The 11,833-nt window shown below is 35.2% G+C and carries 10 protein-coding genes; 5 read left to right on the forward strand and 5 right to left on the reverse strand.

The genetic code is table 11. The annotated features are described in order from the left end of the window. Window positions 1-28: 28 nt before the first annotated feature. Complete coding sequence (locus V6255_RS00360; protein WP_341626354.1) at window positions 29-895, forward strand: virulence factor BrkB family protein; 867 nt, start codon at window positions 29-31, stop codon at window positions 893-895. Further along, window positions 895-1,332: a D-aminoacyl-tRNA deacylase gene (gene dtd / locus V6255_RS00365; RefSeq protein ID WP_341626355.1), complete on the forward strand. Its 438-nt coding sequence runs from the start codon at window positions 895-897 to the stop codon at window positions 1,330-1,332. Before V6255_RS00360 ends, dtd begins: the two co-directional genes overlap by 1 nt. 81 nt (window positions 1,333-1,413) lie before the next feature. Here the strand turns inward: dtd and V6255_RS00370 are convergent, their stop codons facing one another. Genes V6255_RS00370 through V6255_RS00390 form a run of 5 tightly spaced genes read right to left on the reverse strand, consistent with a single transcriptional unit; the run spans window position 1,414 to window position 4,964 of the window. Then, entirely contained in the window at window positions 1,414-3,072 is a 1,659-nt protein-coding gene (locus V6255_RS00370) for a hypothetical protein (protein ID WP_341626356.1), read from the reverse strand. A 26-nt stretch (window positions 3,073-3,098) separates the two neighbouring features. Then, complete coding sequence (locus V6255_RS00375) at window positions 3,099-3,656, reverse strand: PilW family protein (protein WP_341626357.1); 558 nt, start codon at window positions 3,654-3,656, stop codon at window positions 3,099-3,101. After that, the gene (locus V6255_RS00380; protein ID WP_341626358.1) at window positions 3,653-4,078 is read right to left on the reverse strand and encodes a type IV pilus modification PilV family protein; all 426 of its coding nucleotides are present in this window, start codon (window positions 4,076-4,078) and stop codon (window positions 3,653-3,655) included. Before V6255_RS00380 ends, V6255_RS00375 begins: the two co-directional genes overlap by 4 nt. Continuing rightward, window positions 4,078-4,542, reverse strand: coding sequence for a GspH/FimT family pseudopilin (locus V6255_RS00385; protein ID WP_341626359.1), 465 nt, complete (start codon window positions 4,540-4,542; stop codon window positions 4,078-4,080). The genes V6255_RS00380 and V6255_RS00385 overlap by 1 nt, the downstream gene beginning before the upstream one ends. After that, on the reverse strand, window positions 4,539-4,964 hold the full coding sequence (locus V6255_RS00390; protein WP_341626360.1) for a type IV pilin protein: 426 nt from the start codon (window positions 4,962-4,964) through the stop codon (window positions 4,539-4,541). Before V6255_RS00390 ends, V6255_RS00385 begins: the two co-directional genes overlap by 4 nt. A 213-nt stretch (window positions 4,965-5,177) precedes the next feature. On the opposite strand from V6255_RS00390, the gene V6255_RS00395 reads away from it, so the two are divergent. The 3 genes from V6255_RS00395 to V6255_RS00405 all read left to right on the forward strand — a co-directional run bounded on the left by V6255_RS00395 (window position 5,178) and on the right by V6255_RS00405 (window position 11,788). After that, complete coding sequence (locus V6255_RS00395) at window positions 5,178-8,069, forward strand: insulinase family protein (protein WP_341626361.1); 2,892 nt, start codon at window positions 5,178-5,180, stop codon at window positions 8,067-8,069. A 295-nt stretch (window positions 8,070-8,364) separates the two neighbouring features. Beyond that, a complete protein-coding gene (locus tag V6255_RS00400; RefSeq protein WP_341626362.1) occupies window positions 8,365-9,105 on the forward strand; it encodes a DUF481 domain-containing protein in 741 nt (246 codons plus the stop codon). A gap of 445 nt (window positions 9,106-9,550) precedes the next feature. After that, on the forward strand, window positions 9,551-11,788 hold the full coding sequence (locus V6255_RS00405) for a transporter substrate-binding domain-containing protein (protein ID WP_341626363.1): 2,238 nt from the start codon (window positions 9,551-9,553) through the stop codon (window positions 11,786-11,788). Window positions 11,789-11,833: the final 45 nt, after the last annotated feature.

An 11,833-nucleotide genomic window follows, 5' to 3' on the forward strand; every position in this document is an offset into this window, starting at 1 on the left:
GGTAATAAACTTATTTAGGGATGCTATTTTGCAACTACAGCAGCAAGTTTTAGTAGAGAAAATAAAGCTATTTTATAACTACGGTATATTCTTATGGAAACGTAGTGAGGAAGATAATATTAAAGTGCCTGCGGGTCATCTTGCTTATGTAACCTTACTTTCAATCGTGCCTTGTCTTGCCGTTGTTTTTTATATGCTCTCTGCTTTTCCAATGTTCTCTGAGCTTAATAAAATCATTGAAAACCTTATCTATAATAACTTTGTGCCGACGGCTGGAGATGCGGTTAAAGAGCATATGACGGGGTTCATTGAAAATACTAAAAAAATGAGCATGATGGGGATCGCCTCATTAGTGGTGATTGCTTTATTATTGATTTCGACCATTGACCAAACCATTAATCGTATCTGGCGTTGTAATAATAAACGTTCACCTATACAAGCATTTACTATTTATTGGACCATTCTCAGTTTAGGCCCAATTATTATTGGTGGCAGTATTGCATTGAGCTCTTATATCTTTTCTATTGTAAAAACCGATGGCTTTTTATCAATCGGGCAGCAAGTACTCAGTTTTATGCCGTTTGTTTTTTCTTGGCTCGCTTTTGCTGGTGTTTATACCTTAGTGCCTCACCAAAGAGTGCGTTTACGTTATGCCATAATAGGTGGTTTTATTGCTGCTTTATTGTTTAGTTTAGCAACAGATTTATTTACTTTATATATTACTAATTTCCCATCACAACAGATTATTTATGGCGCATTAGCGGTCATCCCTATTATGTTTGTATGGATCTACTTTAGTTGGTTAATTGTATTAATTGGTGCTGAAGTAACGGCAACTTTAGATGAATTCTTTTATCCCGAAGCAGGGCTCGTTGAAGAACCTGAGGAAGTGTAATGATTGCGATGATTCAGCGTGTAACGAATGCCTCAGTCGTTGTTGAAGGTGATGCTGTTGGAAAGATTGACCATGGATTATTGGTTTTACTGGGTGTAGAAAAAGGCGACACCGATGCACAATGCAAGCGCTTAGCTGAGAAAGTGTTAGCGTATCGTATTTTTGCTGACCAGCAAGGTAAAATGAACCTTAATGTACAACAAGTTGCAGGTGACTTATTAGTTATTTCACAGTTTACGTTGGCTGCGGATACTAAAAAAGGTAATCGTCCCGGGTTCAGTAATGGTGCAGAGCCAATAGAAGCAAAACGACTTTATTTAGACTTCAGTGAGCAATGTCGATTGTTAGGTTGTCACGTTGAAAACGGTATTTTTGCAGCAGATATGCAAGTGACTTCAACGAATGATGGGCCGACAACTTTTTGGTTACAGGTTTAGAGGTTTCAATAATAAAAGTGAAATTACATCGGACTTATATTTAAGTGCGATGGCCTTTTTGATAAACACATTTAATGAAAGTTAGAACCAACGAGTGATCTCTGGTGTTGATGTTGAATTAGCGTCTCCAACCGTTGTGTCGCTTATATTTTCATCAAAATGAACGCCTGCACCTCCTGTTACATTTAAATAATTACTACGTAACGACCCAAAAATATCTCCCCCCCCTGATACGTTAATCGATGCTTTCGGCGCGTAAGCCGTAAAAGTGCTGTCATTACCGCCTGCAACACTTATTCCGTAATCGTTATTGCTGGCTGAGTCATAACCTGAATATATAATTGTTGAAATTTCATTATTACTGTTTACTGCAGTTGTCGACTCAAACTCATACTCTCCATCTCCATTTAAGTCGAGTACATTAATGATGGTACCATTACTTCCCATGTTAACTTCACTTTCTGTAATGATGGTTAATGATGCACCGTCCTCGACTTTAATACTTCCATTAAGCGAAGTGTCACCACTTAAATAGATAGTAACATCACTACCACTTTCAACTGTAAGGCTTCGATTCGCATTTGTGAAATTTTTTATATTTAATACATAGACAGATGTTTGCTCATCTAGAAAATCTACTGTTTCTACTTGAGCATCAACATCAACCCAATCTTTAACATTGTATGTTTCATCATATGCTTTTAACCCTGAATCACTAATAATATACTTATTTGTAGGGTAGCCAAAAGATATATCACTCGCCTCAACACTTGCTAAACTACCTATACCATCTACTGTATTATCAAATTCGTCGGCGAGACCTACAATATCACATTCTTGAGTGCCCACGTCATTGACATGGTCACTAGTCATCATTGTTGTACTTGAAAAAGTTGATGTATCTCTTGATGATGTAAGTGTGCCTCCATCATCACCACCATAAGTGATGTCTCCAGTAAAACTGCTATAGCCTATACTCACGTCACCATTTGAACTAATACTCTCAGTAATGTAGGAATTTCCTGTATAAGTATAAGAAACATCACCCGTTGCTTGAATGCTACCCGCTACGGATGCAGCTCCACTGTTTGCCACTGTGACATTGCCAGAGACCTGCGCGTCTCCATAAACATAACCATTGGAGATTGATAAATCTCCGTTGATAGATACATCACCACTGATTTTTGTTCCACCTGTTAGGTTTAATCCACTTGCATCTACATTTAATACAGTTACATCGCCCTTATTACCCGCATTATTTGCATCGTACTCGCCATTAAAGCTATCAACTTTACCTGCACCGCCTAAGGTTGCACCATCACAAGTGGTAATTGCGTTATTAAAAACGTTATTACCACTACCAGAAGCGAGTGAGATTGAAGCACGCATTTCGTATTGACCTTCGTAGTGAAAACCTGAGCTATTAATTGTTTTGATGTTGGCATCAGTTTCAACACTAACGGTATGACCAGAGTCATTCGTATTGCTTAATGTTGATGCCATCACATCATCAGATATACCCTGATTATCAGGATCAGAAAGCAGATTATAGGCTTTAGCAATCCCATTTTCTGATTGTAAGTGAGCATTCAGCTCTTTAGCATAATTACCTGCCATACGTTCTTGGTTCACATTTTCTTTCACGGTATCAAACACAATTAATCCACCTAGTAGTGAAATGACCATTACAGTCACCGCTGCAAAACCATCTTCAGAATGTTGTATTGTCGATGCTTTCATTTTTATATCCTTATACTTATTCACTACTAATTACTTAGGCCTAATATTTTTTGACGAAGAGCAAACATCATTTTTATTTCATCATTGGTACTTGATACGGTATTCGTGATTATTGATGGTGTAATTGTGACTTTTAATAGTTCACCAACTATCGAAAAACTTAATGCTTCAATATTGGATCCGATAGCACTAAAAGCTTCAACAGAGGTACTATCTATTTTTGTTGTACAAATAAGCTCATCGTTTTCTAAACTATAAGTTTCAGTATACTTTTCATTTAATCCTTTTTCTTCACCTCGACAATCAATAAATTTTTCATCTGTATCTAAATTATCTAAGTTAAACGTCAGAGTTAAAGTTGAACCGCCACTCATTTCATCAGCTCTATGTACTGCCCGACTAAAAGTCGAGTTGGTAAAACGCAATACTTCTTGTGTGTTTTCTAATTGTTGAGAATAAGAAGAAGTATTTTTTAAACTAGAGAATACAGTCGCTATACCCAGTATAAGGAGTAGAGACAGCGACATTGCAATCATTAACTCAATTAAACTAAACCCTGATTGTGAACCGAAATTTTTATTCATGACACCACCGGTGGGCAAAGCGTTGTATCAGCGCTGATATTTGGAAAAACAACTTCTACTTTCACTTCATTATCGGCATCAGTTAAGCGATTATCGCCCCATGCAATAGTGATGATCATTTCATTATCGAAAGAGGTAGGGGCAAAAGTACGTGTAAAACCATCTGCAAGAGCTAAATCATCTAATGCTTTTCCATTTTGAAACTCACACAGCGAAGCCCATATTTCCTCTACTGTATTACTGGCTTCAATGCTAGCTCGCGTATATTGGCTACTACTACGTGCGTATTGAAGGCTTTTAGTTTGTGTGTAAGCTAATCCTAATACAGAGATACTTGCGATAACAACCGCGATTAAAAGCTCTAGTAGTGTGAAACCTTGTTGTTTATTCTGACGATGCTTACGGTTGATTAATCGATTCATTAAGCACAATCTCCACTTTCTGAACTGATTTTAGTTTGACCACTACTGTAAATTACTAAACAGCGATATTCATCTTCCCAACTAAAAGCTATTTTATTTGTTTCAGCAAAACCAGTATTCTGAACTGTTATAGTTATTTCATCTGTACTGCCATCAGCTAAACCGATAGATACTTGATTTGTAGAAATAGTCATTGTTTTTAATGCTGAACTTGCACCTTGTTCTTTCAGTGTCCAAGTTCGTCGGCTATTTTCAGAGGTTAAAATAATTGATTCATGACGCTTAAGTGCCTCAGAACGGGTTAATTGGTAAATACTTTGTACTTGATTAACGGCGCTAGCCACACTGTTATCTTGAATAAGCTTAGTCCAGCTTGGCAATGCTATGGTTGCTAAGATAATAACAATGGCAACAGTAACCATTAATTCTATTAGCGTGAATCCTTTATTTGCATTTAATTTCATTTCCAACACCCTGATGTCGAAGGCGTTGTATCGCCACGGTAATCTAGAGTTAACGTACCGCAGTCATCGTTGGTTTGGCCACCTGTTGGTGTCGCCGAAATTGTAAACTCATCATCTTGTAATGTACTAAAAGCCAATGTGTAGTGTGTATTGCTATAGATGCCTACTGTTGCATTTGAGCCTGAATAAACGCCATTACGTGAATAATAACGTTCTAATTGCTGGCTCAATTCGATCATTGATTGCTGAGCTTCGTAACGATAGCTTTGTTGTATGGTATTTAAATACGAAGAATAGGCAACTTGAACCAAAATAGCGACGATAGCAATCGTTATTAATAGCTCTATTAATGTGAAACCTTGCTTATAACAACTAGTGTTATGACTATTTTTTTGAATGTTAAATGGGGAGCATTTCATCATATTTAATATACCGACTCACGTTGGAATGTTTTAATTTAATATTTGTAAAAATCAGAATGTATATATTAATGAGTATTTTAGCTTAGTATGTTAAATATACACAATACTATCGTTTTTTTATTAATGGACGAACACTTTTATTTTCACTGAACTTGTAGCATAGTGTTCAGTCTTAATTATTGACTTCCACCTACAATTGAAAGAGCTCATCTAATGCCGCCTATTAAGCCTATCTATCTATTATTTAATTGTGTTTGTTTATGCTTTTCTACGTTTCTACATGCTGCCCCTAATACATCACCTGAGTCCACTATGAAAAATTTTGAAATAGTTAATAATTCCATAATACAGAGTCCAAATGACACTCGAGAATACCAAGTGATTCGCCTTTCAAACGATCTGGAAGTATTACTCATTTCTGACCCCGATTTACAAAATAGTGCGGCTTCTTTATCTGTTCCTATTGGTAGCATGCACAACCCCGACTCTCAATTGGGCTTAGCACATTATTTAGAGCATATGTTATTTCTTGGCTCAGAAAAGTACCCTGTAATAAACGAATACAGTAAATTTATGAGCCAAAATGGTGGGTATACCAATGCTTATACTGCACAGGATGCAACGGTATATGGCTTTGAAGTCAATGATAGTGTATTTGGTGAAGCATTAGACAGATTAGGCGATGTGATGCATGCACCTCTATTAGATGAAAAATATGCAGATAAAGAACGACATACCGTTAATGCTGAAAATGAAACCTATGTTGATAATGACATGCGTAAATTATATGCATTACAACGCTATTCACTGAATCCTGAACATCCAATGGCTCGTTTTAGTACCGGTGATTTAACAACGCTTGTTGATAAGCCAGGAAGTGTTTTACAGCAAGAGTTAGAGTTGTTCTTTAAGCAACACTATTCCGCGAATACAATGAAGGTGGCCTTAACAAGTCCTCGTTCAATTGAAAATATGCAAAAAATAGCGGTGAAATATTTAACGCAAATTCCCAATAATAATGTCACTAAACCCGTCATAATGACACCGCTATTAACAGATAAGCAGTTAGCATTAGAAGTGCAAATGAAGCCCACTGCAGAGCTTAAGTTATTACAAGTTAACTTTTTAGTGCCTAGCGTTAAAGATGAATATATGTATCAGCCTGGTGGTTATATTAGCCGCTTATTAGGATCTGATCATAAAGGTGGTTTATCTGATTACTTACAAAAGCTTGGATTAGCTGAATCAGTTTCTGCTGGATTTTATGGTGCACACAGCGATCAGTATTCACAGTTTAGTATGACGTTTAAATTAACCAATAAAGGGTTAACTCAACAAGATACCGTTATTGCGAGTTTATTTGCTTATATCAACTTAATTAAAGAACAGGGAATTAACCAATTACAATATTCTGAGCAGAAGAAAAGCTTGGATAACTATTTTCAATTCCTTCCTAAGCAAGCCAGTTTTAACAATGTCATGTCTTTGGCTGCTAATATGCAAAATTACCCTTTACAAGATCTATTAGCTTATTCATATCGTTTAGATGGATTTAACCCTACGTTTATCACTCAATTAATGGATTATTTAACACCAGAAAATAGTCGATTATTTGTCGTATCGCCAAACGCAGTGGTTAATAAGGATATCCCATATTACGAAGGGAAGTATTCACAAGCAAAAATTAAAAAGTCACGTTTACAACTATGGCTTAATAAAGCAAAAACAATTCAACCAAAGTTGATTTTGCCTGTTCGTAATGAATGGTTACCTGAGAATTTGGTACTTGTTGAACAAGAAAAAAATAAAAAGGCAATACAACTTGTAAAAGAATCAGGTCTCTCTGTTTGGTTCAAACAAAGCCAACTAAAAGAACCTAAAGGCATCTATAAGCTACAGCTTAATAATGACCTTAATGACCAAAACCCAGCTGCTAGAGTGAAAATGAATCTGTTATTAGATATTTTACAAAAGCAATTAGCAGAACTAAGTTTTGTCACTCAAGAAGCAGGGTTAGGGTTCTCCATTAGCAGCAGTGATGGTTTACTGATTAGCACAAGTGGTTATAGCGATAAACAGAGCAAATTATTATTGATGTTATTAACACACATCGAAAATATGACGTTTGATGAACAATCCTTGAGACTGGCGAAACAAGAATTAACACGTCGCTTAAATAACCAATCTAAAAGTAAAGCGATGGATTTAGGGTTAGGTGGTTTTAGAAAAGTTATTCGCCAGCCATCTTGGTCTGATCAAACTTTATTAGCACAGATTGATGGTGTAACAAGTGATGATTTGAGCGAATTAACAAAACAGATATTCTCAACATCTAGTTTACGCTTATTAGCCTTAGGTAATTTTTCCACATTAGATGTTTTGCAGTTAACAGCAAAGCTTAAAGTTAAAGTGAAAATTCAACCTAATGCTTTTTATACGACGAAACGCTTGCACGCAGATCCTCAGCAGGGGGCTTTAAATTATGTCCGTGAATCTGAGTTAGAAGATGATGCGTTAGTGAGTCTTTATTTAGCCAAGAACCAAGACATTATTTCATTAGCTAAAGCTGAATTACTTAATAAATTACTTAAGCCTGCTTTTTATGATCAAATACGTACACAAGAGCAATTAACGTACTCTCCCTTTACAGCAACAGTACAAGTAGATAAAAGTGTTGGTTTTGGTCTCTTCACGCAAAGTCCTGCGGTTGGAAGTGCGACACTATATGAACGCTTCCAAGTATTTTTGGATAATTTTAAAATGACTTTAGCGGAAACAAAAGAAAGCGATTTTGATGAAATAAAAAAAGCGCATATTGCTAATTATCTCGCTAAGCCAAGCAACCTTGGTACTGAGTTTTCTTATTTAACCGGTGAATGGATGAGTAACAAAGAAAACATTGATACTAAATTAGAACATGTTGCTAGATTGAAGTCTGTTTCACTAAAACAAGTACAACAGTATTACACTGACTTATTCTTTAATGATCAGCAAACACAGCAAATAATCGTGCAAGTGAAGGGGAAAAAGTTCAGCGAAGAAAAGCCTTTAATGTTAACACCTCAAGTATCGATCTCAAATGTAGATCAATTACCTAAGCGATAAAAAAACGCTACCAAGTAATACAAAATAATATAAAGCGCTACAGAATAAAAAGCATTGATATTTGATTGAATATCAATGCTTTTTTATTTTAATTTTTCTGATCTTACCCCTCTGGCTTAACGTAATGTTTTTAGGCATTATTCCGTTTACTTTATTTTTCCTAATCTAAAAGTTAGGATAATAATGTTACTTAGTTCTCATTTTTAAATTTTGTTAATGAAGTAATATTATGTGTGAAATTAAGAAAGCATATCGCCACATTAGACTTTCGTAAATCGTAAAAAGGATAAACATTATGAATAAATTGCTACTCACTGCTGCGATTGCATTGACAGTGCCCATGACTGTACATGCAAAAAGTGAATTCGTAGAAGGAGATGCAACACTAGCTGGTGAAGCTGAATTAGGTGCCTCTTTAACGACAGGTAATACTGATACATCGTCATTTAAAGCGAGCCTTGCATTGAAGCAAGAATTGGGTAATTGGGAAAATGAATATGTATTTCAAGGCTTATATAAAGAAGATGAAGATGAAGTAACAGCAAAACGTTTCTATGCTGGATTACAAGGTAACTATCAAATTGATGATACGAGTTATTTGTTTGCCAATACTGGTTATGAAAGAGACCCATTTACTGGTTACGACTTTACTTCGATAACTGCTGTTGGTTATGGCCATCACTTTATTGAGAATGAAACAATGTCTTTAAATGCAGAAATTGGTCCTGGTTATATTTACCAAAAATTGGATGATGATTCTGCTGAAACTGAAGGCGAAAACTATGATAGTAGTGCAGTCGCTCACTTTGTTATTGATTTTCAAACTAAGATTAGTGATTCTGCTAAATTTCAGCAAAAGTTTGTTGCTGATTGGGGAAGTAAGTTAGATGGTCGTTCTGAAACGTCATTATCGACCAAGATTATTGGTGCATTATCTATGAAATTTGCCGTTGTTGTTCGTTATAACAGTAAACCGTTGGATGAGAAAAAAAGCACAGATACGGCAACGAATATGACGTTACTTTACGCTTTTTAAGTCTCCGTTTGTTGTCATTACTCGTTAAGTATTAACTGTCATATTCGTATAATAAAAGCTGGTTTACTGGCTTTTTATCGACTGACTTAGTAAAAAAGTAAATTCAGCCATTATTATGTTTTTTGCCTTGAGCTTAAATATGACACGTATGTATTAGTGTGAATATAATGCAGGATCAGACGGATGAATAAATTATTTTAAATGCCAAGTAATGGCTTATTGTTGGAATAAATATTGTTTCAATAACAGAGATAACGTTAATTTTTTACCTATTTCTTTTTATTAGCACTCCCTTCATAAATAGCTGCTTTATTGGCCCGTACTGATGAGCGTAGCGATACATTGATCACAGTAAGCTAGTTATATTTTGTCTTTTTTTTTAAATAACTACTTTAACCAAGTACGTTTGATAAAGTCTCAAGTTTTAAATAAAGGGTTAATATTTATGCGGTTATTTATGACCCCACTCTCTATTATTTTATGTCGCATTTTCAATGTTGCTGTGATGCTTTTTTTCAGCAGTACTTTAGTACTGGCTAATTCTGTTGCAGTCGAGCTTACCCCACAAGAAAAAGAATACATTCAACAACACCCGTTAATAAAGGTACACGCAGAAAAGAATTGGCCTCCATTTAACTTTGTTCAAAATGGTGAAGCCTCTGGTTATAATAATGATTTAATGCGATTAGTTGCAGATAAAGTAGGCTTAAATATTGAGTTTGTTATCGGTTACGAATGGTATGAATATTTAGAGAAATTAAAAAATAATGAAATAGATATTATTTCTAATATGAAAATCACACCAGATCGACAGAAATTTACTGCTTTTACTCACTACCAGTCTTTAACTTCAATGGATGGTTTGCTAACACGAGAAGGAGAGGTTTTTGCTAATGACTTTAGTGATATTCAATCAATTGCTGTTATTAAAGGTTTTTTCTATCAAGAAGTACTCGAGAAGAACTTCCCTAATATAGATTTAATGTTAACGAGTAGTACTGAAGCATCTATTGAGCAATTACGACTAGGTAATGTTGATGCTGTTCTAGATGCTTATGACGCTATTAATTATCATTTACACCGTTCCCTAGAACAAGGCTTCGTTAATACACCATTAATTAATAATAAAATTTTTCATTATTTGCCGAGGTTTATGGGCGTTAATAAAGATAATATTATTTTACGCAATATTTTAGATAAAGGGTTATTAGCATTAAATAAAAAAGAGACAGATAATTTACATCACAAATGGGCAACTCAGATAGGTGTTGCCAAGACAAGTGAAGAAGCTGCTTACCAAGATAGAATGCCTATTTTATCTAATACACAACAACAATATTTAAAAGGTCATGGCCCTCTTTATATGTGTGTTGATCCTGATTGGCTACCTATTGAAGCAATTAAAGAAGGGAAATATGTTGGTATAGCATCTGAATTCGTCAATCTATTTTCTCAGCGTATTAGTAACACTATTATTTTATTAGAAACTGCGACTTGGTCTGAAACAATTAAATCATTGAAAGAAGGGCGTTGTGATTTCATTCCCGTAATACACAAGACTCCTTATCGTAATAAATACTTCTCTTTTACCTCTGCTTACTTACACTTTCCATTAGCCTTGGTAACTGATGGAAAAAATCAAGCTTATAAGTTAGATCAAGTTCTACACAAACCGCTGGGGGTGCTAAAAGAAGGATCATACACAGAGTTTTTGAATGCGTTATATCCTAATGCCGATTTATATGAATATGATTCTCTAAAGTCAGGGCTTGATGCTGTAAGTAATGCCGAGATTTATGGCTTTATTGATGTGTTACCTGTCATGGTTAATCAAATTCAAACGCTTTACCCAGAATTGAAAGTTGTTGATAAATTTGAGCATAAGTACCCATTCTCACTAGCAGTATCAAAAGATAATACGATGTTATTGAATGTTTTTGATAAGGTCGTTACTTCAATCGATTTACAACAAAAGCAAAAAATATTGAATCGTTGGTTACCTGTTATCTATGAAAAAAAGGAGGATAACTCTGGTTATTGGATCATCATTTCACTGATGTTTGTCGCGCTTACTTTAATTTGTTTATTGTTATATTTTTCAAAAAAACATAATCAACAATTATCTTTAAAAAATAAAAATCTTGAAAAGATAGCAATGCGTGATTATTTAACTGGTTTGCCTAATAAGTCTTACTTTAATGAACAGTTTAAAAAAGAGTGGGCGCGAGGAAGACGCTCAGGTGAAAAGTTATCATTATTAATTATCGATATTGATAACGTTAAACGCTTCAATGAACAATATGGGAGGCAAGCTGGAGATGATTGTATTATTGAACTTGCTCGTCGTTTACAGAATATTGTTCAACGCCCTGCCGACTTATTAGCTCGTCTTGAAGAAGATGATTTTATGATACTTTTACCTAATACTTCGGAAGAAGGCATTAAGACATTAGCCGCTGAAATATTCTATATGGTTAATGGATGGGGAATGAAATTTGAGAATGCGCCAACAGGAGATGCTATCTCAGTGAGTATTGGTGCCGCTTGTATGGCTCCTACTAATACCAATACAGAAGAAGAGCTCAACAGGCGAGTAGAGCAAGCTTTATATCAAGCACAAGATAAAGGTTTTGGTCAGTTAGTTATTTATAAAAATGGGCATCATCAACATTCTGGGCATTAATATTCCGAAGATTGACAGGAATGTTGTGAACCTTCGTATTTAAAC

Origin of the sequence: Psychromonas arctica (genome assembly GCF_038155225.1) — a bacterium.
Classification (GTDB): Bacteria; Pseudomonadota; Gammaproteobacteria; order Enterobacterales; family Psychromonadaceae; genus Psychromonas; species Psychromonas arctica_B.

Bases quoted from the DNA above. Each gene is read 5' to 3' on its own strand.
- V6255_RS00380 (WP_341626358.1), bottom strand. From the start codon at position 4,078: ATGAATCGATTAATCAACCGTAAGCATCGTCAGAATAAACAACAAGGT.
- V6255_RS00390 (WP_341626360.1), bottom strand. From the start codon at position 4,964: ATGATGAAATGCTCCCCATTTAACATTCAAAAAAATAGTCATAACACT.
- V6255_RS00400 (WP_341626362.1), top strand. From the start codon at position 8,365: ATGAATAAATTGCTACTCACTGCTGCGATTGCATTGACAGTGCCCATG.
- V6255_RS00375 (WP_341626357.1), bottom strand. From the start codon at position 3,656: ATGAATAAAAATTTCGGTTCACAATCAGGGTTTAGTTTAATTGAGTTA.
- V6255_RS00385 (WP_341626359.1), bottom strand. From the start codon at position 4,542: ATGAAATTAAATGCAAATAAAGGATTCACGCTAATAGAATTAATGGTT.
- V6255_RS00405 (WP_341626363.1), top strand. From the start codon at position 9,551: ATGCGGTTATTTATGACCCCACTCTCTATTATTTTATGTCGCATTTTC.
- V6255_RS00370 (WP_341626356.1), bottom strand. From the start codon at position 3,072: ATGAAAGCATCGACAATACAACATTCTGAAGATGGTTTTGCAGCGGTG.
- dtd (WP_341626355.1), top strand. From the start codon at position 895: ATGATTGCGATGATTCAGCGTGTAACGAATGCCTCAGTCGTTGTTGAA.
- V6255_RS00395 (WP_341626361.1), top strand. From the start codon at position 5,178: ATGCCGCCTATTAAGCCTATCTATCTATTATTTAATTGTGTTTGTTTA.